Origin of the sequence: Bacteroides mucinivorans (genome assembly GCF_034654355.2) — a bacterium.
Taxonomy (GTDB): Bacteria; Bacteroidota; Bacteroidia; order Bacteroidales; family Bacteroidaceae; genus Bacteroides; species Bacteroides nordii.
This window is the reverse complement of record NZ_CP178179.1, coordinates 4007285-4033586: the sequence shown is the minus strand read 5'-3', so window position 1 is coordinate 4033586 and position 26302 is coordinate 4007285. Positions and strand designations below refer to the sequence as shown.

The following is a 26302-nucleotide window of genomic DNA, read 5'->3' as shown; positions in this document are numbered from 1 at the left end:
CAAATTCTATATTATAATAAAATGGAAAAACACACGGAAAATGGTATTAAATGTTGGAATTTAGGATTCTTTCAACAAAGATTCCTATATCTATGTTTGGTGTTCCTGCTCGTCTCAATGGTATCTATATGGGCTGGGAATACGATCGAGTCTACTTTTGCAAACGTAAAGCCATTGAAAGGTACAGTGGTAGATTCAAAGGGAGAGCCTCTTATCGGAGCTACTGTATTGGTTCAAGGTACAGCATTGGGGACGATTACGGATGTGGAAGGGAAATTCTCTATTCAGGCTCCGGTAGGTGCTACTCTTGAATTTTCATATTTAGGTTATAGTACGATTATTTATAAAATAAAAACCTTGGGTAATATTTTTATTACTATGACTGAAGATGTCCATATGGTAGAGGAGGTCGTAGTAGTAGGTTATGGAGTACAGAAAAAAGAGACTGTTACGGGAGCAATATCTTCCGTGAATACGAAGGCATTGGTACAGTCGTCTCAGGCTAATATCAGTAATGCTCTTGTCGGGCGTTTGCCTGGGCTTACAGCTGTTCAAAAATCAGGTGAACCGGGGAATGACCAATCTATTATCCGAATCCGTGGCATTGGTTCTTTTGCAGGTTCTTATGATAGTGATTTACAGAATCCTTTAGTGATGGTGGATGGAGTTGAAGTTGCGAACTATAATAATATAGACCCGAATGAAATTGAAAATGTCGCTATTTTAAAAGACGCTTCAGCAACGGCTGTATATGGGGTACGTGGTGCTAATGGGGTGATACTGATAACCACCAAACGGGGAATGGTAGAAAAACCAAAGTTAAGTGTATCGACCAGCTATGCTATAAATTCATTTACGAATTTGCGTGAACCGATGGATGCATATAATTGGGCAGTGCAGTTAAATGAAACACGGAAATATGATGGGTATCTGACTGGAAATTATGATCCGGTATTTACAGATGAAGAAATTCAGAAGTTCAGAGATAATTCGGATCCTGTATTTTATCCGAATACGAATTGGGTGGATATGTTATTTAAGGAAACAAGTCTTCAGACCCAACATAACATCAATTTAAGAGGGGGAACAGAGCGAGTGAAATACTTTGCCTCATTAGGGGTCTTTACTCAGGGAGGTATGTATAATAATACAAATTTGGTATCTGATTATGATGCACAGGTACGTTATAAAAGATATAATTTTCGTACGAACTTTGATTTTAAAGTGACGAAACGGCTCAATGTAATGTTGAATGTGTCTGACCAGTTAGAATTTGTTAATCGGCCTAACGAGGACACCGGCGTTATTCTTTCATATGCTTTTTCACATCCGCCTACGTCGGGCCCGGGAGTGGCAGACGGTAAGGTGATAGAAAATCTGGATGGCCGGTATAATTATTCAAGAAATCCTGTAACGCGATTAATGATCAATAGCGGTGCGTTGAAGAATTATTCCAATCAGTTGAATGTTTCGGTAAAGCCGACTTATGATTTGGGCTTTTTGTTAAAAGGCTTGAGTGCTCATGCCATGATTTCATATCAACAATGGAATTGGCACAGTACTCGGTATTATAAGGAGGTACAAACGTATAAAGCTGTGAAAAAGCCCGATGGCTCACCGAGCTATCTACCTCAGGGCACGCCATCACCTTATGCCCTAACCGAATCTCTGAGCCAAAGAGGAAGAACTTATTTAGAAGCCGGAGTTAATTACTCGGGAGAGTTTGGTGATCATAAGGTCGGCGCCTTGGTATTGTATAATCAGACGAAAGATAATAATCCCAATTTACTGTATAAGATTCCGAGTGCCTATACCGGTTTGGTAGGTCGTGTTACCTATTCTTACAAAAACAGGTATCTTGCTGAATTTAATGCCGGATATAACGGCACTGAAAACTTTGCCAAAGGGCATCGGTTTGGCTTCTTTCCTGCATACTCTTTGGGATGGGTATTGAGCGAAGAGAGTTTTTTTCCAGAAAACAAGATTGTGAGTTTTGTTAAAATCAGAGGTTCTTATGGTGAAGTTGGAAATGATAAAATCGGAGGACAACGTTTCCTTTATTTACCGACCACTTACACTTACAATACTTCGGAGAATAACTCGAACTCTACAGGAAGTAATAATACTTATCATTTTGGAACGGTTGGGGTCGATTATAAAAAATGGGATATGACGGCATCGGAAGGAAAATTAGGAAATCCGGATTTGACATGGGAACGTGCGAAGAAAATGAATGTCGGAGTAGATATTTATTTTTGGGAAGGTCGGATAAAATTCACTGGTGATTTTTTCAAAGAGGTGAGAGATAATATTTTGGCAAATAGAGGCAGTGTGCCTGTTATAGTTGGAGCCGATTTACCTGCTTATAACTTAGGTAAAATGAAAAATTATGGTTTTGATGGTGAAATATCATATAATGATCATATCGGTGATTTTAATTATTGGATCAAAGGATTGTTTACGTTTGCCCGTAATAAGATATTGGAAATGGATGAGGTCGACAGAGCATATCCGTATATGCAGCGAACAGGAAAACCGTTTGAACAATATTTTGGACTTGTTGCTGAAGGTTTCTACAATACTTGGGAGGAAGTGAATGATCCGAATCGTCCGGTGTCTATCTGGAATAATAATAAGTTGCAGCCGGGTGACGTCAAATATAAAGATGTAAATGGCGATGGTGTCATTAACAATAATGATATGATTCCTATCGGTTATGCTCCTTTTCCCGAGATTTCATACGGATTTTCGTTGGGCGGCAGTTATAAAAATTTCGACTTTTCTATCTTATTTCAAGGAGCTGCGAAGTCTTCAAAGAAAGCTTCAAAGAAATTTTATCAGGGTTGGCAGCAAGACGGATCGGCTTTAGATTTCTTGAAAGATTGGAGTTGGACTCAAGAGAGATATGAAAGAGGAGAGAATATAACATTTCCACATGTCTCAGCCGACAAATCGCAAGCTCACAATTACCAGAATTCAACCTTGTGGATACGTGATTCAAAATACTTGCGTTTGAAAAATGTGGAATTGGGATATACATTTACCAATGAGGTCTTGAAGAAGTTACATATCGAATCGGCACGTATATATGTGAATGGAACCAATTTGTTGACTTGGAGCGGGCTGTGGAAAGGTGAAGATCCGGAGGTGCCTTCCTATAATGATAATAATTATGAACCGTATCCTTTGGTGAGAACAGTAAATATGGGACTTAACATTAATTTCTAATACGTAATAAAAATGGAAAAATTATTATATAAAACCGCTATTTTGTTTTTGAGTATATTCTTGAATACAATATGTTTGTCGTGTGATCAATACTTGGAGAAACCTCCCGGAGTAGATGTAACGGAGGATACGATTTTTTCATCACCAGTACAAGTCGATTATTTTGTTGCCGGAACCTATTATATGGGAGTAAAAAGCGACTTTCCGTACTGGAACGAACAGGATATGAGTGACATCGGTTCGGGAGCGGCAACGGACGAAGCTGAAATAACACAGGGGTGGTATTGGTGTCAGGCTCCTTGGAACGCCGGAGGGATGAATCCCAGCAATACTGGTGACTTAAGGTTTACAACCCATTGGAAAGCTATACGAAGAGCTAATACGATATTGGAACGTATTGATGATGCTCCTTTTCAGGACGATGCTTTTAAACGCCGTGTCAAAGGAGAGGGGTATTGTATCCGGGCACTTAATTATTTTGAATTATTCCGTAAATACGGTGGTGTTCCGATTCTTCGTGAACGTGTTGCTTTGGGAGGAGATCTTAAAATTCCAAGAAATACAGTTCAGGAGGTAGTTCAATTTATTCTGGATGACTGTGAAGAGGCGATAAAACTTTTGCCGAAGCCGAACGAACTGACTACTTCGCAAAGAGGAAGACTAACCAATTTGGCGGCAATGTGCTTGAAAGCCAGAACCTTGTTGTATGCTGCGAGCCCAACTTTCAATACAGATAAACCTTATATAAATTATGGCGCAAATAATGATCTGATCATTTTAGGAACTTATGACAGAGAACGTTGGAAAAAAGCTGCCGATGCTGCTAAAGAGGTGCTCGATGAGGCAGACAGGACAGGGGTGACTCTTGTGAAAGGAAAGAAAGACGAGAGCGGTAAGGATATATCTTATTTATATGTTTGGGATCATCCGGACAATGAGGAAGTGATACTTGCCGATCAATGCAGGGGAAGAGTGGGTACCGGACATTTTCCATGGAATGGTCACATACCCAGCGTTGTCGGCGGTTCGGGCGGAGGACTCTGTATGACATTTAATTTTGTTATGAAATATGAGAAGAAAAACGGAACTCGACAGACATGGAATATGAATGGAGGGGATGATCTGATGGAAAAATATGAAGAACTGGATCCTCGTTTCAGACAGACTGCGACTTATCACGGACAACCTTGGAATTCAACGGACAACCTTTCTATGGATCTGTCTCAGACGGGAAATGATAAATGCATTACAGGGCAGTATATGCATAAACCGGTACCGCTTTCGCTCAGCCGGAGAGATAATGTGTTGGTTGAACCTAAAGGATGTATTTTTAGGTTAGCCGAATTTTACTTGAGTTATGCAGAGGCTTTGAATGAATATTATGATGTTCCGCCCACAGAAGCTTATGACGCAGTGGATGAAGTTCGTAAACGGGCAGGGATGCCTGTCTTATCCAGGGATTTAACTCAGGGAGAATTCAGAGATAAAGTACGAAATGAAAGAGCAGTAGAATTGTGCATGGAAGGACATCGTCTGTATGATGTCAGGCGTTGGGAAATATGCGAACAGGAAGGAGTCATGAAGGGCAATATGTACGGAATAAAAATTTATAAGATAGAAGGCACGAAAGAATGCCGGTACGAACCTTACGTCTTCGAGGTGAGAACTTTTAATCGTAAGATGTACAGGCATCCGTTCTCTACCGGTGAAATGGATAAAGGTTATCTGATTCAAAATCCGGGATATTGATATCATATAGTAGTTATATTTCTTGAACTTTTAAATAGATATTATGAATTCGATGTTTAAATATTTAATGTGTTTTGCTTTTCTTTCCATACCCGTTTCCATATTTGCTGTAAATGACAGTATATGTGTCGAAACACCTATCGGATATGATGTGCAGGAAAGGTATAAAACAAGTAGTGCTATTTCATCTGTTTGTGGAGATGAACTTTTAAAATCTTTTACTCCTAACTTGCTTAATTCGCTGACCGGCCGCTTGCCGGGATTAACAGTGAGCCAAGGTTCGGACGAGGCTGGTGTTATTGATAACAAACTCTTTATACGAGGACTTGGTACTTTTCAAGGGCTGACTGAACCTCTGATCGTTATTGATGGTTTTGTTGCCCAATATATTGATGGAGATGGTTATTTGAGAACGCTTTTGTCTCAACTGATGCCGGAGGAAATTGAATCGATCACTTTATTGAAAGATGCATCTGCAACAGCAATTTACGGATTGAGAGGAGCTAATGGGGTTCTGTTGATCAATACTAAGAGGGGAGTTAATTCTCCATTGAGAATTAATTTTACCGCACAAATCGGATTTCAGCAGCCAACGCGGATGCCGAATTTTTTGAATTCCTATGATTATGCACGTCTTTATAATGAGGCCTACGGTAATGTGAATAATGGTGCCCAATTTTATAATGAAGAGGTTTTGAATGCTTATAAAAACGGTATGGATAAATATTTGTATCCTAATGTGGACTGGTACGACGAGACTTTACGGAAAGTAGCCGAGATGTATAAAGTTGGCTTGAATTTTCAAGGAGGAAATGAGGTCGTGAAGTATTTTGTGTTATTGAATTATTTGGGAAATTCCGGACTGATCAGACGTACAGCCGATATGTCTGATAAAACTAAGAATCAGCGTTATAATCGATACAATGTCCGTTCTAATATGGATGTGAACATCACTAAGAACTTATCTGCTCATATTACGTTGGGAATTGCTATTGAAGATAAGATAACTCCCGGAGGGGCAGAGGCCGGTAAAAATACAAATGATCTTTTCAATCGTATACAGCAACTTCCTCCTAATTCATTTCCTGTAGTGAATCCTAACAATACTTGGGGAGGAAGTAGTAACTGGTCTAATCCGTTAGCCAATATTACGGAACGTGGCTATTGGAAACAGAATTCGAGAAATATTAATTCCGCTTTAAAGTTGACGGAGAAACTGGATATGTTACTTCCCGGACTTAGTGTTTCCGGGGCGATATCTTTCAATAGTTATTATTTAGGATATTCCAACAGATATGCTAATTATGAGTATTATGCATTAACAGGTAAGGATGCCGAAGGAAAATATTTGTATTCTGAACCTTTCGGGAAGAAAGAACAGTTAACAATCGATGATTCTATGTCCGACCAATGGAGAAATACGACAGTAGAAGGATCGTTGAACTATAAAGGTTCTTTTGGCAGCCATGATTTGGATGCCCTGCTTTTATATTCATATGAAAACGAGACATACGGACAACAACAGCCTTTTATACATGTTGGTATGGGAGCACGCCTGACTTATGCGTATGCCCGAAAATACATAGGTGAGTTTTCTATGGGATTGCAGGCCAGTGAAGCGTTTAAAAAAGGAAATCGGGCCGGTTTCTTTCCGGCTGGGTCCATTGCTTGGGTTATTTCGGAGGAAGATTTTCTGAAAGGGAATAAGTTGGTACAACTTTTAAAACTCAGAGCTTCGTACGGTTTAACCGGTAATGATAAAATAAATGGTGATCGACGTTTTATGTATGATCAGGATTACGGAGGTACGGATGGGTATAATTTCGGCGTTAGTAATAGTAACTTTTCCGGTTTCCGGCAACTTAGACTGGCTAATCCGGATATCTCATGGGAAAAAGAGAAGAAGTTGAATATAGGCTTTGAGATGAATTTAGGAGGGAAAATAGACCTTTCGTTCGACTATTTTCATAATTGCCGGTCGGGCATTTTATGCCTGCCGAACCGGAGCATTCCTTCTTATATGGGAGCGGAACTGCCTTATTTGAATATTGGAAAAAACAAAAATACCGGCTTTGAAGTGTCCGTTGCTTATCATGATCGTATTGGTAAGGACTTTGAATATTACGTAAAGGCGAATATGTGGGCGGCTAAGAATAAGATATTGTATATGTCCGAGGATATTCGGGCTGATAATAACGGGCACTTGTATAAAACGGGACATCGTATTAACCAGCCTTTTTATCTGGAGTCATTAGGATACTACACGCAAGAGGATATCAATAATCCGGATGTTGCAAAACCGACATGGAAGGATGTTGTACCCGGAGATTTGAAGTATAAAGACTGGAATGGGGATGGAATTATCGATAATAACGATAGTGCTCCTTTGGGTTATACAAATGTTCCGGAGATGACGATTGGTCTGAACTTAGGATTTTCATATAAGAATCTGGATGTTTCAGCATTTCTGCATGCGGCACTGAACCGGAGTGTGTATTTGGATGCGAGCTATTATAAGGCTTTTCAAAACAACGGTTCTGTTTCGGAGTTTGCTTTGAACCGATGGACTTCGGAAGAAACGGCTCATACTGCGACTTATCCTCGACTTTCTCTCACCAATGAGCAAAACAATTACAGAACATCAACTTTCTGGATGCGCAATGGTAATTTTTTGAAATTGAGAGATGTAGAGATTGGATATACATTTAAAAATATTATTCCGGATACAAAAGCCAATTTAAGAATCTTTGTGAATGGAACCAATCTTTTTGCAGTGGACAATGTCGATGGGTATGATTCGGAACGGATTGGTGGTTATCCTGCAGTCAGGACAGTGAGTTTAGGAGCAAATATTCAGTTTTGATAAATTAAAGGAAAAATGAGAAATACGATAAAAAAATATAATCTTGTTTTTATGTTGTTATTGTTCGGTGCATGTTCTGAACTGGACAGGGAATATTCAACAACGATGAATGAAGAGTCGATTGCTCAAGAGTATGGTAATTTGCAAAAACAGGTTACCCACTTATATGCCGGTATGCGTGACGGACATTATCTGATCGATAATGCGATGATGGCCTCGTTGAGCGATGAGGCCGAATATACGCTACAGGGGAATGCACAAGTCTTTAATTCTGGTTCTTGGAATCAGTATGTTAACCCGGATGATTTGTGGGCGCATTATTATTCTTATATACGCCGTATAAATACTTATCTGGAATCTTCGGAAAAGTTTGAGGTTAATTTGGATGCATATAAGTATGATCCGAGTGAGAATGCACAGGAAACTTATAAAGCGAGGTTGAGTGATATTGCCAATTGGAAAAAAGAAGCTCGTTTCTTGAGAGCATATTATCATTTTGAACTGGTGAAACGTTATGGTGGCATTCCGATTATGAAAACAGCTTTACCATTGGATGCCGATTTTAAGAATATTCATCGGAACACATTACAAGAATGTGTTGACTTTATAGTGAATGAATGCTCTGTTTTGGGCGGAGAAGGAGTAAATGGTGATGAAGATGCTTTACCGATAGTTTATAATAATGATAATTTAGGAAGAGTAACGAGAGGGGCTGCTTTGGCTTTAAAAAGTCGGTTATTGCTATACGCAGCCAGTGATTTGTGGAATACGGATTCATGGACACAAGGATATTCACATCCCGAACTGGTGACATTAGAGAAGAGAGACCGTAGGGACAGATGGGCGGAGGCTGCGGTAGCAGCTAAAGCGGTAATTGATTTATCTGCCGAAGCCGGTTATGGGCTGATGGAACGTTATTCGGATTTAGGAAAAGTAACTCAGAGCCCGGAATTGATATTGGTGCGACGTATAAGCGGAAATACCAATACGTTTGAAAAATTGAATTTTCCGGCCGGATTTCCTAATGGAGAAGGGCGAGTTACTCCTTCACAGAATTTGGTGGATGATTATGAAATGATTGATGGCAGTAAGTTTGATTGGAATAATCCGGAACACGCACTCTCTCCTTATAGTAATCGCGATCCCCGTTTGGCTTTGTCGATATATACCAATGGTTCTTCATTCAAAAATACGACTATAGAAACATTTGAGGGAGGGGCACATAAAAGAATTAAGAACGGGACAATGACCGGATATTATTTGAGGAAGTTTGTAGATTCTAATATCAATTTGGTGGTGAATGGTACTAGTAATCATCCTTGGGTGATATTTCGTATTTCCGAGATTTACTTGAACTATGCTGAAGCTTTGAATGAGAGTAATCCCGGACATCCGGATATTCTGACTTATGTGAATAAAACAAGAGGCCGTTCTGATGTTAAGATGATTCCGATTGGAGATACGGATCAGGATGTGTTGCGTAAAAGAATAAGAAATGAGAGACGGATTGAATTAGCTTTTGAGGATCATCGTTTATGGGACGCTCGGAGATGGATGATTGCGACGGATGTGCTTAATGCTGATTTGACAGGTGTTGAGATACGTAAGAATGAAAATGAAACATTTACTTATAAAAAAATCAATGTGGAAAAGAGAGTCTTTTCACCTAAAATGTATTTCTATCCTATACCGGGATCGGTCATTTTGAATGAGCAAGTAATGGCTGCTGGTTGGCCGCAAAATCCATTATGGTAAATTTCTTAACGAATAAAAATATGAAGTATATGAAAAAGATGATATATAGAGCATTGTCATTGTTGCTGGTTATCCTGTTGCATGCATGTGAATATAAAGATATTTATGATGCAGGATCCGAATATCCGGTTGATAAAGTATACATAGCGGGTACTTATGAAAGTATTATTTATAAGGTTGATCAGATTGTAGAAACAGAAAATGCCCCGTTTCGTTATAAAATCGATGTAGAGAATAATAAGGTTTTGATACCTTTGGGTATATACCGGTCATCAGTATGGAGTAATAATGATGTGAGTGTTGAATTGGGTATTGATAATGATACGATACCTGCTCTTATCGATTCGGAGGAATTAGTGGGTGAAGATGGTACTATTCCCGAAATTCTGCCTGCAGATAAATATCGGTTGGATACGGAAATACATATTGCAAAGGGAGAAGATTTAGGACAATTGAATTTAACTGTGGATATTCCTTTTTTATTGGATAATCTGGATAAAAGATATGTATTAGGCATAAGGATACTAAATTCGAACGCAGAGATCAATGAAAAAATGAGTCTTATTGTTGTCGACATTACAGCAGGGTTTATAGAGCCTCAACCGGACTTCACTTTCGAAATGGACGAAAAGAAACCATTTGAGGTCTCTTTCTCCAATAAATCTGTTTTCTGTCTGGATTATGAATGGGATTTTGATGACGGGTCGTCAACGGTTAACGAGAAAGAGCCTCAGAAACATGTGTTTCCCGGGGTTGGAGTTTATAATGTAAAACTGACTTCGAAGGGTACGCGTGGAAATCTGGTTACGAAAGAAAAAGTGGTTCATATTTGGGAGGATATTACGGATATCTACATTAAAAATGGTGGAAATCCTTTCCAGAAAGCAGGATTGGTTTCCGGACGTGTTGACTGCCTGAAAGATTGGACCTGTACTGAAAATGTATTGTCGACTTATAATTCGTCTAAGAAAATATATGTAGGCGGTTATCAGGGAGATAATGGCGGAGTGATGGATTTTTATGCAAATAAAGCAACGACGGGTGCATTGGAAAATGCTAAAATTTATCAGACCACGGATTTACCGGAAGGGGCTTATTATGCTGCTTTTGTTCCGTTTAGTTTTGTTGGAAAAAATAATTGTTATTTTGTAGTAACTAAGGGAGTGGAACTTCCTGATATTGATGATGTTGAAAGTAATCCTGATGTTCTTGCTTATCTTCATTGGGATGAGACAATAGAGATAACAAAACAGGGTATGGAATTTGAAGTATTGGCAAGCGGACCTGTGACAATCGGTTTTGTTGTATCTAATGATGAGGGAGGACGTGTCAAAATAAAATCGGTTTCTTTAGCTAAATAATTAACTAAGTGATGGAGATGGATATTATATTAAGAAAATATTTTCCCTTATATGCTGTTGTGATATTTTTGACTTCTTGTTCTCTTTCTGATAGTTCAAAAATGCAAGAAACCGGAGTGGTAAAATGGCCGGGAATCACGCAGGAGATGAGACCATGGACTCGTTGGTGGTGGTTTGGGAATGTCTTGACTGAAAAGGATATTACAACTGCCTTGGAATCGTATCGGAAAGCAGGAATAGGAGGGGTCGAAATAACTCCTATATATGGCGTCAGGGGAGAAGAAAGTAAATTTATTGATTTTCTATCTCCAAAATGGATGGATAAATTAGTGTACACCCTTGCTGAGGCTAAACGCCTTGGCATGGGGGTAGATATGGCGAATACATCCGGATGGCCGTTTGGTGGGCCTTGGGTCAATGAGGATATGGCCTGCAAAAGTATGTTGTCAAAAACTTTTAGGTTGCAAGAGGGGCAGAGACTGGCTGAGAGAATAGAATATATCCGTCAACCGTTGGTTTATACTCAAAGTGGTTTGAAAGTGGACATTGACGATGTGAAGGAACCTGTCACTGCTAACCGGAATTTGCAAGAGAATTGTTATGCGCAGGTTTGGTATAGAAAAAACTTGCCTTTGGTTGCTGTCACGGCGAATAAGAAACGAGTGGGGCAAGTCGGATTTACAGAAACCATAGATCTTACGGATAGGGTGAGAAACGGGGTTTTAGACTGGACTGCTCCTCAGGGAGACTGGTTGGTTTGTGCTTTATTTCAAGGTAATCATGGTAAAATGGTGGAACGTGCGGGCCCCGGGGGGGAAGGGAATGTAATAGATCATTTTTCGGAGTATGCAGTCAGTGAATATCTAAAGAAATTTGACGATGCATTCTCCGGATACGATTTGAGTTACTTGAGATGTTATTTTAATGACTCTTATGAAGTGGATGATGCAGTTGGATGTGCAAATTGGACTCCGGATTTTTTTAAGGAGTTTAAACGGGTTTGTGGATATGATTTAAAACAATATCTTCCGGCTCTTTTAGGCTTGGCAGATGATGATACTAATGGTAGGGTTTTATACGATTATCGTATGGTTATCTCTGATTTATTATTAGAACGATTTACCCGAAAATGGCAGTTGTGGGCTGAACATCAAGGAAAAGGAATTCGGAATCAGGCACACGGTTCTCCGGCTAATGCTCTGGATTTGTATGCAGCCAGCGATATTCCGGAAACAGAAGGGAGTACGATTACGGATATAAAAAGTGCTTCTTCGGCTGCTCATCTGAGGGGAAAGAAGCTAACGTCAGCAGAGTCAGCAACTTTGTTAAGTGAACATTTTCAAACTAAATTGTCTGATGTTAAGATTGCCAATGATAAATTCTTATTGGGGGGTGTAAATCATATATTTTATCATGGTACAGCTTATTCTCCTCAAAATGCTTCTTGGCCGGGATGGCTGTATTATGCAGCGGTACATTTTACTCCATCCAATAGTTTTTGGGATGATTTCGGAGCACTCAATAAATATGTAGCCTGTTCACAAAGCTTTTTGCAGGCAGGAAAGCCATCTAACGATTTATTGCTTTATTACGGAATTTCTGATCTTTGGTCTACTCCCGGTAAAGAAATATTTCATTACTTCCATTCTTTTAAAACGGTAACAATGGATGAATGCGGGCGTTATCTCTGGCTAAACGGATATTCATGGGATGCTGTGTCTGACCAACTATTACAAGAGGTGAAAGTCGGGAAAGAAGGTGTTTCTGCCGGAGGGAATATATATAAGATGATTGTGATTCCTAAAATAAAACATATGCCTTTAAAGACATTTGAACGATTGATGGAATTGGTAAAAGCTGGTGCTACCGTTGCTTTTTATGGTACGCTTCCTTCCGATGTTCCGGGGTTGATTAATTTAGAACACAACAGAAACAAATTGTTCTCTTTGAAAGATGAACTTAGATTTGTAGAAAAGGGGAAAGTGTGTATTGCTCAATATGGGAAAGGCAAATTTATAACCTCTGGGACCATCTCGGATTTGATGAGTGAATCGGGTATTATTTCCGAAAGTATTTGTAAACAGGGATTACAGTGTGTCAGGCGGCTAAAAGAAGACGGGAATTTCTATTATTTTATTTTGAATCCTGAAGATAAAGAATTTTCAGATTGGATAACTTTGAATGCGGATTATAAATCGTGTGCATTATATAATCCAATGACTGGAAAAGACGGTTATGCGCGGACACGTGAGAAGAGTGGAAAGACAGAACTATGGCTTAGTTTAAAACCCAATGAATCGATGGTAGTTGAAACATTCTGTCAAAAGTATGTGGGTGATTTGTATCCTTATTATACACCGATAGGCGAAGAGGTTCTTTTAGATAATAATTGGACGATTTCTTTTGTGAAAGGTGGGCCTGTATTACCGGAAGCGAGAAATGTTACAGAATTGGAGTCATGGACAGAATATGGAGAAGACTACGCAGCTTTTTCTGGGACTGCTGAATATACAACTCGTATACCAGCATTACCGGGAAAAGCAGATGCTTGGTTACTTCATATAGAGCATCTGTATGAGAGTGCTGCGATATACGTGAATAATAAATATTTGGGAACTCTTTTTAATGCTCCGTATACAATAGAGATACCAGCTTCTGTATTGAAAGGAAATGATGAACTGAAAATTAAAGTATCCAACCTTATGGCAAATCGTATTTCTTATATGGATAAAAGAGGATTGGAATGGAAGATTTTTTATAATGCGAACATCGATTCAAAAGGACGAATGAACGTTGGAAAGGATGGGAAATTTGATGCAGGAAACTGGAAACCCCGACCATCAGGAATCTCGGGTAAAGTTATATTAAGGCCGCTTTCTTGTATCAAATAGTGGCAAGTATAAAGTTATAATCATTCGTATAGTTCACATTAAGATAAAAAATGTTATATGCTTATGAAGTCAATAATTTACTGGTCTGCATTGTTATCAAGTACATTAATTGTGACCCAATGTACAAATTACCAAAAAACAACTCAAAAAGATGATATTTTGAGAGAGCGAGACCTTGCTTATAAAGACAGTTTTTCCGCATCTGCTTATTATGAAGACCTCTATAACAGTGCTGAAATGAAGTATGCATTTAAAGGTACGACATCTGAGGAAGTCGATGTTTGGCAGACAGAATTTAGAGATAAATTAAAAGAAAGATTAGGGATCAGTCAGTTAGAAAAGCAGTTGGCTTCATTTAAAATTAAAGCCAGGAAAATCAATTCTGAAGATATTGGATATGCTATTAGAGAGAGATGGGAAATATGGACTGAACCGACTGTTCCCCTGCCGTTTGTGCTTTTATTACCTAAAAATAAAGAAGGAAACCTGCCTTTAATGATAACTCCGCACGGACATGGGAAAAATACGGAAACCTACGCCGGAATATATCTCTCTGAGCAGGAGCGCATTGAGGGAGAGATTGGCGAAAGAAATGTTGCTGTACAAGCAGTGCAGAACGGTTTTATTGCCATAGCTCCTACTTCAAGAGGATTCGGAAAGACACGTACTTCGGAAGATAAGGCAAAGGATGTACCATATTCTTGTCGTACGCTATTAATGCAAGACTTATTGGTTGGGCGAACTCCTATAGGTGATAGAGTGTGGGATATTTCTAAGTTGATAGATTGGGCATTGGCAGAGCTGCCCGTTGATAAGTCTAATATTATTGTTTCTGGTAATTCGGGAGGTGGGACGACGACTCTTTTTGCCGGAGCGTGCGATACTCGTATTTCGATGTCGATTCCATCTTCCTATTTTTGTACTTTTACAGGGAGTATTGGAACAATGTATCATTGTGACTGTAACTATGTTCCGGGAATATTGGAGTATGGTGAAATGTCTGATATTGCAGGACTGACAGCCCCTCGATTTTTTTGTACTTTGAATGGAAAAGACGATGCTATGTTTCCTCTAAAAGAAGCTCAGAAAGCTTTTGTAAATTTGAAGAAAATATATACGGCTGCCGGTGTTCCGGATAATTGCGAACTTTACATTGGCAATGGAGGGCATCGCTATTACAAAGAAGGTGCATGGAATTTTATAAATAAACATTTATTGAAATAACAAATGTTTATAAAAGATAGTTGAATTACTTATAGTATAAATCAATCTTAAGATAGTAGTAGAAAATTTATACTATAAGTAATTTCTATTTGGAGGTGATAATAAAAAGTTATAGCACATAAATAGAAACGATTGGCGTAACCCATAAACTAAGCGTATCTTTGCAGCCGAAAAAAATAATTAAATAATAAAGATATGGCTTTAGCAATTACAAGAACATTAAAGGCAAATAACAAAACTGTTTATGTAACTTTACTCTCAATTTTAACTTTTTTCTTGTTGTTAGACTACATTCCAGGAATGCATGCTCTTTCTGCATGGGTAACCCCTCCTTTAGCTCTCTTTTTAGGATTAGCATTTGCATTAATCTGTGGGCAGGCACATCCCAAGTTTAATAAGAAAACCTCAAAATATTTATTGCAATATTCCGTTGTCGGCTTGGGGTTTGGTATGAATCTTGATTCTGCTTTAGCTTCCGGTAAAGAAGGTATGGAGTTTACAATTATTTCTGTTATTGGTACCTTAGTGATCGGGTGGTTTATTGGTCGCAAGGTATTGAAGGTGGACCGTAATACCTCTTATTTGATCAGTTCCGGTACTGCTATTTGTGGGGGGAGTGCTATTGCTGCTGTTGGACCGGTGGTGAAAGCAAATGATAGTGAAATGTCTGTGGCATTAGCTACCATTTTCATTCTAAATGCAATTGCATTGTTTATCTTTCCCGTTATTGGTCACGCTTTGGGTATGAGCCAGCATGAATTCGGAACATGGGCTGCCATTGCTATTCATGATACGAGTTCTGTTGTTGGGGCAGGGGCAGCGTACGGTGAAGAGGCTTTGAAGGTAGCTACTACTATAAAATTGACTCGTGCTCTTTGGATTATTCCGATGGCATTTGCAACTTCGTTTATATTCAAAAGCAAGGGACAAAAAATAAGTATTCCCTGGTTTATTTTCTTCTTTGTACTGGCTATGATAGTAAATACTTATCTCTTAGGTAGTGTTCCGGAGTTAGGGTCTGCTATTAATGGCTTGGCTCGTAAAACTTTGACTATAACCATGTTTTTCATAGGTGCTTCTCTTTCTATGGATGTAGTAAGGTCGGTAGGGTTAAAGCCATTGATTCAAGGTATATTGCTGTGGGTTGTTATTAGCTGTAGTACACTGGCATATATTTATTGGTTTTAAGAAGGTTGATCAGCTATTGATTGATAAAAAAAGATAAAAACAAAAGGCTGTGCAGGGATTACTAATCCAATTGCGCAGCCTTTAATTTTCAATCTTTAATTTTACTTATGTTCTTTCAGTTTTTCAAATATTAATGCTTCAAGTTCTTCTGCCAATTCCGGATTGTCGGCGATACACTGTTTTGCAGCGTCACGTCCTTGTCCCAGTTTAGTATCATTGTAACTATACCATGAACCACTTTTCTTAATGATTCCCATATCAGCTCCCAGATCGATCACTTCACCGGAACGGGAAATACCTTCGCCGAACATGATATCGAACTCTGCTTTACGGAAAGGAGGTGCCACTTTGTTCTTCACTACTTTCACTTTAGTCTGTTTACCGATAACTTCTTCGCCATCTTTTATTTGTTGAGAACCACGGATGTCCAAACGTACAGAGGCATAGAATTTCAATGCATTACCACCAGTAGTCGTTTCCGGATTACCAAACATTACACCGATTTTCTCACGCAACTGATTGATAAAAATACAAGTAGTGCGGGTTTTGCTTACTGCAGAAGTTAATTTACGTAGTGCTTGAGACATCAAACGTGCCTGTAAGCCAACTTTGTTATCACCCATATCGCCTTCAATTTCGGCTTTCGGTGTTAACGCAGCCACAGAGTCCACGACAATAATATCAATGGCAGAAGAACGGATCAGCTGCTCGGCTATTTCCAATGCCTGTTCTCCGTTATCCGGTTGAGAGATAAAGAGATTGTCTACATCTACTCCCAGCTTTTCTGCGTAGAAGCGGTCGAATGCATGTTCAGCATCAATGAATGCTGCAATACCTCCTGCCTTTTGTGCCTCAGCAATGGCATGGATGGCCAGAGTTGTTTTACCGGAAGACTCCGGACCATAGATTTCGATTATTCTACCACGTGGATAACCGCCTACGCCAAGAGCTGCGTTTAATGCGATTGATCCGGTAGGGATAACCTCCATTTCTTCTACAACTTCGTCACCCATTTTCATGATAGAACCTTTGCCGAAGCTCTTTTCTATCTTGTCCATGGCAGCCTGTAAGGCTTTTAGTTTTTCGCTTGATGCCATATTATTTCCTGTTTCAAAATTAAGTTCGTCTTTCTTTGCCATACTATTTTAGTAGTTAATAGTTAGAATTTAGTAGTCAGTATACTGACTGATTAGTCTTTGTTTACTAAAATTTGAGCGGCGTGTTCTTTGGTTTTCACCTCTTTAGGGCCAATGATTCGTTCTATAATTCCTTCTTCGTTAATAAGGAAAGTAGTACGGAATGTTCCCATGTATGCACGCCCATACAGTTTTTTTTCTCCCCATACACCGAATTCTTCTACCAATTTCTTGTCTGTATCGGCTATGAGAGTGAAGGGTAATTCGTTTTTAGCTATGAACTTCTGATGTGATTTCTCATCATCTACACTTACACCAATCACTTCGTAACCGGCTTTACGCAGTTCAGAGTAATTGTCACGCAAGCTACAAGCCTGCGCTGTACATCCGGAAGTATTATCTTTTGGATAAAAGTAGATTACGATTTTCTTTCCTCTATAATTGCTGAGACGTATTTCCTCTCCTTTTTCGTTTGCTCCTAATATTTCGGGAGCCTTATCTCCAACGTTTAATCCCATATTATTTTATAACTCTAAATCACCATCAAATACTTCGTGCCAGGGTAATCCCTGTTTATTCAGTTGATCCATGAACGGATCCGGATTAAACTCTTCTACATTATTCACACCCGGACGTTTCCATTCTCCTTTGAAGAACATCATGGCGCCGATCATAGCCGGCACACCGGTAGTGTAGCTGACTCCTTGCATACCAGTTTCCTTGTAAGCTTCCTGATGGCTACAGTTGTTGTATACGTAGTATGTGCGTTCTTTACCATCTTTCAATCCCCGGATGCGACAGCCAATAGAAGTTTCGCCTTCATAGTTTTCGCCCAGTTCCTGTGGATTAGGTAATACGGCTTTGAGGAATTGTAACGGGATGATTTCTACGCCATTGTAATTGATTGGATCAATACGGGCCATACCAATATTTTGAATTACGCGCAGGTGAGTCAGATATTCCTGACCGAAAGTCATCCAGAAGCGTGCACGCTTGATCGTAGGGAAATGTTTTACCAATGACTCCAACTCTTCATGATAGAGTAGGTATGAATCGCGCGGACCGATATTAGGATAGGTAATATCTTTGTGAATTTCAAGCGGACCGGTGGTTACCCATTTACCATCTTGATAATAACGTCCGTTTTGGGTGATTTCACGGATATTAATTTCCGGATTGAAATTAGTGGCAAACGCTTTATGATGATTACCTGCATTACAGTCTACGATGTCCAGATACTGAATTTCGTCGAAATAGTGTTTAGCGGCATATGCTGTATAGATTCCACTTACCCCCGGATCGAAACCACAACCCAAGATAGCTGTCAGCCCGGCTTCTTTGAAGCGATCGTGGTAAGCCCATTGCCAACTATATTCAAAATGAGCTTCATCTTTGGGCTCATAGTTCGCAGTATCCAGATAGTTCACTCCAGCTTTCAGACAAGCTTCCATAATGGTAAGGTCTTGATAGGGGAGGGCAACATTGATTACCATTTCCGGTTTGAAGTCATTGAATAAAGCTACCAGCTCGTCTACATTATCAGCATCTACTTTGGCTGTTTTTATATTAGGATTACCAATGGCTTTTACGATGTCATCGCATTTGGATTTAGTGCGGCTGGCAATCATAATGTCAGTAAATACATCGGCATTTTGTGCCACTTTGTGCGCAACAACGGTACCTACACCGCCCGCACCGATAATAAGAACTCTACCCATTTCTTTAATATGAGAATTAAAAATTAAGAATTTAAGACTTGTTTAAGGAACAAATATACGGTATTATTTTTATAAAATCATTCCCTCTTTCCTTATTTATTTATAACGAAGCAACGTGCCGCTTTCAAATTCAAGTATTTTACGAGCGTACAACCAGCTTTCAAAACGCGTGTCCTGTTTATATTCTATTTGGATAGGATTGCCCAGTGCCAGACGACATTCATCTGTGGTCATTCCCTCCTTTATTTTTCCTTGAGCAATTAGTTTCCAATTTTCTTCTGTGATGTAAGGGTACTGCTTCCGGATATTTCCAAACACAAAAATATCTTCTATGTAATTCTCGTTTTTGGTAATTATATCATATTTCAAATCTACTTCAGTCTCATAAGTGCTTCCGTTTGCATCTTCCAGAGTCAGCATAGCTATTGTTTTAGGAGACTCAATGGAAATATCTTTTATTTGTAACGGAGTGTAGCGTAGCAGGCGTACTTCTAATGCTGTGGTACTTCCTTCTACTTTCATGTTGCATTTTGTACTCATCGTTTGCTTGGGATAGACGGACATGCCGACGTATTTGCTTTTTAAGTTTTCAAGTGTTAATGCATTTTGATTATTGAATGAGAATGCGTTTGGAAAATATTTAGTTTTCTTATCTGCCTGAAAGTCTGACTTATCCATGCCGGAATTTGTTCTGGATAAAGCTACTTCAACATAGTATGAATTACCTTTTGTGTCTTCAAAAACAATCTTTACCGGATAGGCTTTACTGCCTACTCCTATATTTGTGATTGTAACTTTTTCATTTTCGGCAATTTGTACTGTCTTATAACCTGAATAGCTATTACTGTCGTCTATCCGTGCACTGGCGATGTGGGTGTAAACAACTTTGCCGATAAGTAACTCTCGTGCCTTGTCTACATCGGGTAAATATACCAGGCCACTAATGTTGGCACGTGGGTTTTGTTCACAAATATCATTAAGGCGTAGGTTTTTGAATTCGGAATAATACTTATTTCCTTCGCAGCTAAAGATGAAACGGGTGGAGTAATTAGTACCCACGTAGGTCTCTTTTTCTTTCTCTTCTGTACCCTGAAACTCGAAGATTTTGTGTTTAAGTTTATTGCTGTCTACTTCTTTTTCTGTTTCGTAAGAGTTGAAGATTGGAATAAAAAGCTCATTACCATCAGGAATAAACATGAATTTTAATCCGGGTGTCCATTTACATAAGAGTTGCAACGGAAAGTTACTCTCAATAAATTGTTCTTCTTCACTCATACTATTACTTTTTTGCTGAGGCGTCGTTACAAGATAATCATTCTGAGCTGTAATGGCTACAATTCTCAGAATAAGGCAGAGGAGGATAAATGTAATTCTTTTCATCTTCGTTTGTATTTCATGAACCATTGAATTGTCTGTTCTGTTAATATTAACTCAGACAAATGTATGAACTTTATGTTATTTTTGATATATTTGCGCCCATATTTAACTTAAACGTTATTGAATAATGAAAAAAGTATTAGTTTCTATTTTCATTGCAGGTGCAGCACTTGCAATGTCATCTTGCCGCTCTTCCAAAGAGGCGACTTCTTTGTCTTCCATGAATGGTGAATGGAACATTATTGAGATAAACGGTACAGCTGTTGTGCCGGGTCAAGGTCAGCAAATCCCTTTTATCGGCTTCGATACTACTACAGGAAAAGTATATGGTTACACCGGATGTAATCGTTTAATAGGATCAATTGATGTGAATGCGAAAGCTGGTACAATTGATTTGGGAGCATTAGGCAGCACTCGTATGGCTTGCCCGGACATGACCCTTGAACAGAATGTATTGAGCACTTTGGGACAGGTCAAGGGATATAAAAAAATGGGGAAAGCAACAATGGCTCTTTGCAATGCTTCCGACCGTCCTGTTGTTATACTTCAAAAGAAAGCTTCCGATGTGAAAGTGGCTGATTTAAAGGGTGAATGGAACATTACGGAAGTGAATGGAGAAGCGGTTCCTGCTGGTATGGAAAAACAACCTTTCATTGCTTTTGATGTGAAAGAACAGAGAATTCATGGCAATGCCGGATGCAACCTGATCAATGGTGGTTTCAAAATGGAGGAGGGTAATGCTCTTTCAATCTCTTTCCCTGCTGTAGCATCTACCATGATGGCATGTCCTGATATGGAAACCGAAGGTAAAATTATGAGTGCCCTGAATGAAGTGAAATCGTTTGGTAAACTTGCCGGTGGTGGCATTGGCTTGTATGATGCGAATAATACTTTAGTATTGGTGCTTACCAAGAAATAAGAGAAGTATATATTAAATAAGTATAGTGTAGCCCCGGATGGACAAATGTTGTACATCCGGGGCTATGTGTTTATGTCTGAATATAAGGAAGGTAGATGGCTTTTGCCTTAGAGAAGTACTCTTTTCTTCGGTGAGGAGCAATGTACGACATGTGCATCTCGTACAGCGCGACATGTGCATCTCGTACAGTACGACATGTGCATCTGGTACAGTACGACATGTGCATGTCGTACATCGTTCCTTACCAACCTTGTACAGGTTGAGTCCTATCATACGCTATGAAGGTCTTACTGAAGTATTGCTTCATCCTTTATTTTTTAGTATGATCCAGATAATGACTGGAGCACCAAAGAGGGCTGTCACGGCATTAACGGGGAGTGTGCCTTGAAAACCAGGCATTTGTGAAATGAGGTCACATATCAATAGGATGATGGCTCCACATAACATAGAAGCCGGAAGAATAATCCGGTGATTGGGAGTCTGGAATAGCCCACGGGCAATATGAGGCATTGTGATCCCAATAAAAGCAATCGGTCCGGTGAAAGCCGTTGAGGTACCTGCCAACAGTGCTGTAGCCAGAATAATCCATAAACGCAGTTGAGTGACAGAAATACCCAGTCCACTGGCGTAGTTTCTGCCCAGTAGTAATACATTCAGCTGTTTCTGTAAAAGTAGCGCTAGAAATATTCCACAGATAATGACAGGAGCCATTACTGCCATTTGTCCCCAACCTACAGAAGAAAGGCTACCGAATGTCCAGGTAATAAATAGTTTCAGTGTATCCGGATTACTCATGCTTTGCAGAATACTCACTATTGCTCCGGCAAAATAACCGAACATCATACCTATTATTAACAAAGAAACGGTCTGTGGTATGCGAATGGATACGATTATAACCAACAATAGTACACATACTGCTCCAATAATAGCAGCCATTACCTGCCCCCATCCGGTAATGAGCCAAAGGGGAAGGGTGGAAGTACTTAATGTGAGTAAGGCAACTCCCAAGCTGGCACCGGAGGTAACCCCCAATACGTCAGGGCCTGCCAATGGATTATGAAACAGGGTTTGCATCAGTACGCCGGCTACAGAGAGAGCTCCTCCCGCCAGTATGGCAGTAATAGCTTTAGGTAACCGGTGATTTAATATGATCTCATGATAAATAAGATTGTCACTGTTTCCTGTTAAGGTTACCCACACATCAGATAATGACAGGTTGACACTGCCAATAGCGATATCAGCCAGAAAAGCACAAATCAGCAGTCCGCTTAACAAAAAAAACAGAGGATAACTTTTCATTATTTCAGTCGTTCGTAATAGGTCAGTTCATATTCAGAGAAAAGGTTGGGATGGCAGATTTTAATCATGTCATTCAGTAGCAAGTCAGGACGTGCGACTCCGCTTTCCCAGTAGTCATTTCCTCCGGTAGCATTTGTTCGTTTGTTTGTATTGTACACATTACCTTCTTTGTAGGCTTTGAAAAGTTTGTATTTGTTATCTGTTTTTCCCAACTCTTCGAGTGAAGAAGCCTGTGCACCTATCCATATATCCGCTTGGTTAAAATTCACCAATACCTCTTCTATATTACTGGGAATACTGGTGCTGGTTGAATCCTGTGAGTATTTGTACGAGGCTCCGGCATCACGAAACAATTGGGCTGTATAGCTTTTACCACCAGGTAATGACCAGGTACCGCGATAATCCTGTCCGGAGAAAATAGATGGAGCATATGAGAGTACCAGTGCTTTCATTTTTGAATCGTTATAGCGTTGTTCTATTCCCGTATATATACTGTCAGCCAGTGCTTCTTTATCAAAGAAAGCTCCGATAAATTTAATCCATTCGGCGCGTCCCAGCAAAGTCGGCTCTTGCCACTCTATATTATATATAAGGTTAAGGCCTGTCTGTCGCATTCGTTTGCTATTCTCATCTTCGGTATTATAAGCGGTAGTCATGACAGCTTGTGGATGGAGTAGGAGCAGATTCTCTATATCAAGATTGAAAGCGTCTCCCAAATCCTTAATTTGTCCTTTTTCTACTCCCTTTAGAATAGTGGGGTTATAAATATAGTCAGAATTACATACTCCCGTCACTTTGTCAAGTTCTCCCAACAACTCTAGGAAGCCGAGATGGGTGGCTGAGTTTGTCATCAGGCTTTTTAACGGAATAGTAATTTTATGTCCGTCTTGGGGCACTGCAATTGTCTCATCTTTAACGAGATAATATTTATCATATATTTCTCCTGGTTTCCAGGGATTATATACAGTGACAATGGTATAATTATCGGTATGTGCTATACCGAAACCTTGGGCTTGTGACAGAGAAACGGGAGTACTATCTTGTAATACTGTTTCCTTTTTTGTTTTTCCACCACAGGCTGTCAGCAAAACAAAAAGGCAGATGTATAAAATGCGGTTTGTCATATCAGGTTTGTATAAATTAGAAACTACTATCTTCTAACTTCCAACTACAAAGATAAGAATTTATTTTTTCCATCGAACCAGAGCCGGTTACATTTGTTGTATGAAGCAATCATGCTTGCAGCCTTGTGCCTGCTGCGGCAGTTTCTATCGTTAAAAACTGTCGTTTTGGCAGAAAATATGTCACTAACTAATGTAATTTCCTTTTGGCACACGGTTTGTTTTTTAGTTGTCGTCCGCTTGAAAGATATCCTTGAAGAAAGGCGCTGAATGACAATCGGACAAAAGGAAATTAGAATAATAAATAATATAAAAGTATAAAGATCATGGGAAAAATTATTGGTATTGACTTAGGAACAACAAATTCATGTGTTTCTGTATTCGAAGGAAACGAACCGGTAGTAATTGCAAACAGCGAAGGTAAACGTACAACTCCTTCTATTGTTGCATTTGTTGATGGTGGCGAACGTAAAGTGGGTGATCCTGCAAAACGTCAGGCTATCACAAATCCGACAAGGACAATTTTCTCTATTAAACGCTTCATGGGTGAAAATTGGGATCAGGTGCAAAAAGAAGTAACCCGCGTTCCATATAAAGTAGTAAAAGGTGATAATAACACTCCACGTGTTGATATTGATGGTCGTCTTTACACTCCGCAGGAAATTTCTGCAATGATTTTGCAGAAAATGAAGAAAACTGCTGAAGACTATCTTGGACAAGAAGTAACAGAAGCTGTTATCACTGTACCTGCATACTTCTCTGATTCACAACGTCAGGCCACTAAAGAGGCTGGGCAGATTGCCGGACTGGAAGTAAAACGTATCGTAAATGAACCGACTGCTGCTGCACTTGCTTACGGTCTTGATAAGGCACACAAAGATATGAAGATTGCCGTATTCGACCTTGGTGGTGGTACATTTGATATCTCTATCCTTGAGTTCGGTGGTGGTGTATTTGAGGTACTTTCTACTAATGGTGATACTCATCTTGGTGGTGATGACTTTGACCAGGTAATTATCAATTGGTTAGTTGAAGAATTCAAGAATGATGAAGGTGCTGATCTTACCCAGGACCCGATGGCTTTGCAACGTTTGAAAGAAGCTGCTGAAAAAGCTAAGATTGAATTATCTTCTTCTACAAGTACAGAAATCAACTTACCGTATATCATGCCGGTAGGTGGTGTACCTAAGCACTTGGTTAAGACATTGACTCGTGCTAAATTTGAATCTCTGGCTCATAACTTGATTCAGGCTTGTCTTGAACCATGTAAAAAAGCAATGCAGGATGCAGGTTTGGGTAACTCTGATATTGATGAAGTAATCCTTGTAGGTGGTTCTTCACGTATCCCTGCTGTACAGAAACTGGTTGAAGATTTCTTTGGTAAAACTCCTTCTAAAGGTGTTAACCCCGATGAAGTAGTAGCTGTAGGTGCTGCTGTACAGGGGGCTGTGTTAACAGACGAGATCAAAGGTGTGGTATTGTTGGATGTTACTCCGTTGTCAATGGGTATCGAAACACTGGGTGGTGTGATGACTAAGTTGATCGATGCTAACACAACTATTCCTGCACGTAAGAGTGAAACATTCTCTACTGCTGCTGATAATCAGACAGAAGTAACTATTCATGTGTTGCAAGGTGAACGTCCGATGGCTGCACAGAATAAATCAATCGGCCAGTTCAATCTGACAGGTATCGCTCCGGCTCGTCGTGGTGTACCCCAGATTGAAGTAACATTCGATATCGATGCTAACGGTATCTTAAAGGTATCTGCTAAAGATAAAGCTACCGGCAAGGAACAAGCTATCCGTATTGAAGCTTCCAGCGGTTTGAGTAAAGAAGAAATTGATAAGATGAAGGCAGAAGCAGAAGCTAATGCTGAGGCAGATAAGAAAGAACGTGAGAAGATTGATAAACTGAATCAGGCTGACAGTATGATTTTCTCTACTGAAAATCAATTGAAAGAACTGGGTGATAAGTTGCCTGCTGACAAGAAAGCTCCGATTGAAGCTGCTTTGCAGAAACTGAAAGATGCTCACAAAGCGCAGGATCTGGCCACTATTGACAGTGCTATGGCTGAACTGAATACTGCATTCCAGGCTGCAAGTGCTGAGATGTATGCACAAAGCGGTGCACAAGGTGGTGCTCAGGCTGGTCCCGATATGAACGGTGGACAACAAGCTGGTGGACAGTCTAATGGTGGACAGGATGAACATATTCAGGATGCAGACTTCGAGGAGGTCAAATGATTCCGATAAGGATACATAATAAACAATAAGCGAAAGCGTGCTGCTCAATGAGTTGCACGCTTTTTGCGTTTAGGAGTCGGAGAGATTGAGGTAATGTTTTTGGCATCCTTCCCAACCGCTATTTGGAATCAATGGTTTAGTGAAGTGGGAAATACACTTATTGTGTTAAGAAAGGTGGCAAAATTTATGGTTCAACCGAGTAACTTCATTACATTTGCGTTATGTAT

General features: G+C 39.6%; 16 protein-coding genes. 10 read left to right on the top strand and 6 right to left on the bottom strand.

The features are described from left to right. The first annotated feature begins 21 nt into the window (after positions 1 to 21). The 8 genes from VCM39_RS15405 to VCM39_RS15370 all read left to right on the top strand — a co-directional run bounded on the left by VCM39_RS15405 (position 22) and on the right by VCM39_RS15370 (position 16259). On the top strand, positions 22 to 3228 hold the full coding sequence (locus VCM39_RS15405) for a TonB-dependent receptor (RefSeq protein WP_322932908.1): 3207 nt from the start codon (positions 22 to 24) through the stop codon (positions 3226 to 3228). A gap of 12 nt (positions 3229 to 3240) precedes the next feature. Further along, a complete protein-coding gene (locus VCM39_RS15400) occupies positions 3241 to 4977 on the top strand; it encodes a RagB/SusD family nutrient uptake outer membrane protein (RefSeq protein ID WP_221648572.1) in 1737 nt (578 codons plus the stop codon). 52 nt (positions 4978 to 5029) lie between these two features. After that, positions 5030 to 7840: a TonB-dependent receptor gene (locus VCM39_RS15395; RefSeq protein WP_322932909.1), complete on the top strand. Its 2811-nt coding sequence runs from the start codon at positions 5030 to 5032 to the stop codon at positions 7838 to 7840. A gap of 15 nt (positions 7841 to 7855) precedes the next feature. After that, positions 7856 to 9595, top strand: coding sequence for a RagB/SusD family nutrient uptake outer membrane protein (locus VCM39_RS15390; RefSeq protein WP_322932910.1), 1740 nt, complete (start codon positions 7856 to 7858; stop codon positions 9593 to 9595). Between the two features lie 29 nt (positions 9596 to 9624). Continuing rightward, complete coding sequence (locus VCM39_RS15385) at positions 9625 to 10956, top strand: DUF5013 domain-containing protein (RefSeq protein ID WP_322932911.1); 1332 nt, start codon at positions 9625 to 9627, stop codon at positions 10954 to 10956. A gap of 11 nt (positions 10957 to 10967) precedes the next feature. Beyond that, entirely contained in the window at positions 10968 to 13847 is a 2880-nt protein-coding gene (locus VCM39_RS15380; protein ID WP_407934702.1) for a glycosyl hydrolase, read from the top strand. Positions 13848 to 13910: 63 nt separating this feature from the next. After that, positions 13911 to 15071, top strand: a complete 1161-nt coding sequence (locus VCM39_RS15375; protein WP_289290800.1) for an alpha/beta hydrolase family protein — start codon at positions 13911 to 13913, stop codon at positions 15069 to 15071. Between the two features lie 195 nt (positions 15072 to 15266). Next, complete coding sequence (locus tag VCM39_RS15370; protein ID WP_289290798.1) at positions 15267 to 16259, top strand: YeiH family protein; 993 nt, start codon at positions 15267 to 15269, stop codon at positions 16257 to 16259. 101 nt (positions 16260 to 16360) lie between these two features. Here VCM39_RS15370 and recA read toward each other — a convergent pair whose 3' ends face one another. The 4 genes from recA to VCM39_RS15350 form a co-directional block, all read right to left on the bottom strand. After that, positions 16361 to 17398 (bottom strand): recombinase RecA, encoded by a 1038-nt coding sequence (gene recA / locus VCM39_RS15365; protein WP_002561983.1) that lies wholly within the window; start codon positions 17396 to 17398, stop codon positions 16361 to 16363. 50 nt (positions 17399 to 17448) lie between these two features. Continuing rightward, on the bottom strand, positions 17449 to 17913 hold the full coding sequence (gene bcp, locus VCM39_RS15360) for a thioredoxin-dependent thiol peroxidase (RefSeq protein WP_221648566.1): 465 nt from the start codon (positions 17911 to 17913) through the stop codon (positions 17449 to 17451). Positions 17914 to 17919: 6 nt separating this feature from the next. Continuing rightward, on the bottom strand, positions 17920 to 19113 hold the full coding sequence (locus VCM39_RS15355; RefSeq protein WP_251236280.1) for a saccharopine dehydrogenase family protein: 1194 nt from the start codon (positions 19111 to 19113) through the stop codon (positions 17920 to 17922). Positions 19114 to 19209: 96 nt separating this feature from the next. Then, the gene (locus VCM39_RS15350; RefSeq protein WP_221648563.1) at positions 19210 to 20493 is read right to left on the bottom strand and encodes a hypothetical protein; all 1284 of its coding nucleotides are present in this window, start codon (positions 20491 to 20493) and stop codon (positions 19210 to 19212) included. A gap of 124 nt (positions 20494 to 20617) precedes the next feature. On the opposite strand from VCM39_RS15350, the gene VCM39_RS15345 reads away from it, so the two are divergent. Next, positions 20618 to 21409 (top strand): META domain-containing protein, encoded by a 792-nt coding sequence (locus tag VCM39_RS15345; RefSeq protein WP_221648562.1) that lies wholly within the window; start codon positions 20618 to 20620, stop codon positions 21407 to 21409. Positions 21410 to 21712: 303 nt separating this feature from the next. On the opposite strand, the gene VCM39_RS15340 is transcribed toward VCM39_RS15345, so the two are convergent. Then, entirely contained in the window at positions 21713 to 22708 is a 996-nt protein-coding gene (locus VCM39_RS15340) for an iron ABC transporter permease (RefSeq protein WP_322932913.1), read from the bottom strand. Then, on the bottom strand, positions 22708 to 23832 hold the full coding sequence (locus tag VCM39_RS15335) for an ABC transporter substrate-binding protein (RefSeq protein WP_289290792.1): 1125 nt from the start codon (positions 23830 to 23832) through the stop codon (positions 22708 to 22710). Before VCM39_RS15335 ends, VCM39_RS15340 begins: the two co-directional genes overlap by 1 nt. 323 nt (positions 23833 to 24155) lie before the next feature. Here VCM39_RS15335 and dnaK point away from each other — a divergent pair, with 323 nt between their 5' ends. Further along, complete coding sequence (gene dnaK, locus VCM39_RS15330; RefSeq protein WP_195349103.1) at positions 24156 to 26075, top strand: molecular chaperone DnaK; 1920 nt, start codon at positions 24156 to 24158, stop codon at positions 26073 to 26075. The last annotated feature ends 227 nt before the right edge of the window (positions 26076 to 26302 follow it).

Excerpts from the sequence above, each read along its gene's own strand:
- recA (WP_002561983.1), bottom strand. The coding sequence starts at position 17,398 with ATGGCAAAGAAAGACGAACTTAATTTTGAAACAGGAAATAATATGGCA.
- VCM39_RS15375 (WP_289290800.1), top strand. The coding sequence starts at position 13,911 with ATGAAGTCAATAATTTACTGGTCTGCATTGTTATCAAGTACATTAATT.
- VCM39_RS15345 (WP_221648562.1), top strand. The coding sequence starts at position 20,618 with ATGAAAAAAGTATTAGTTTCTATTTTCATTGCAGGTGCAGCACTTGCA.
- VCM39_RS15355 (WP_251236280.1), bottom strand. The coding sequence starts at position 19,113 with ATGGGTAGAGTTCTTATTATCGGTGCGGGCGGTGTAGGTACCGTTGTT.
- VCM39_RS15370 (WP_289290798.1), top strand. The coding sequence starts at position 15,267 with ATGGCTTTAGCAATTACAAGAACATTAAAGGCAAATAACAAAACTGTT.
- VCM39_RS15385 (WP_322932911.1), top strand. The coding sequence starts at position 9,625 with ATGAAAAAGATGATATATAGAGCATTGTCATTGTTGCTGGTTATCCTG.
- dnaK (WP_195349103.1), top strand. The coding sequence starts at position 24,156 with ATGGGAAAAATTATTGGTATTGACTTAGGAACAACAAATTCATGTGTT.
- bcp (WP_221648566.1), bottom strand. The coding sequence starts at position 17,913 with ATGGGATTAAACGTTGGAGATAAGGCTCCCGAAATATTAGGAGCAAAC.
- VCM39_RS15350 (WP_221648563.1), bottom strand. The coding sequence starts at position 20,493 with ATGAAAAGAATTACATTTATCCTCCTCTGCCTTATTCTGAGAATTGTA.
- VCM39_RS15335 (WP_289290792.1), bottom strand. The coding sequence starts at position 23,832 with ATGACAAACCGCATTTTATACATCTGCCTTTTTGTTTTGCTGACAGCC.
- VCM39_RS15380 (WP_407934702.1), top strand. The coding sequence starts at position 10,968 with ATGGAGATGGATATTATATTAAGAAAATATTTTCCCTTATATGCTGTT.
- VCM39_RS15340 (WP_322932913.1), bottom strand. The coding sequence starts at position 22,708 with ATGAAAAGTTATCCTCTGTTTTTTTTGTTAAGCGGACTGCTGATTTGT.
- VCM39_RS15395 (WP_322932909.1), top strand. The coding sequence starts at position 5,030 with ATGTTTAAATATTTAATGTGTTTTGCTTTTCTTTCCATACCCGTTTCC.
- VCM39_RS15400 (WP_221648572.1), top strand. The coding sequence starts at position 3,241 with ATGGAAAAATTATTATATAAAACCGCTATTTTGTTTTTGAGTATATTC.
- VCM39_RS15405 (WP_322932908.1), top strand. The coding sequence starts at position 22 with ATGGAAAAACACACGGAAAATGGTATTAAATGTTGGAATTTAGGATTC.
- VCM39_RS15390 (WP_322932910.1), top strand. The coding sequence starts at position 7,856 with ATGAGAAATACGATAAAAAAATATAATCTTGTTTTTATGTTGTTATTG.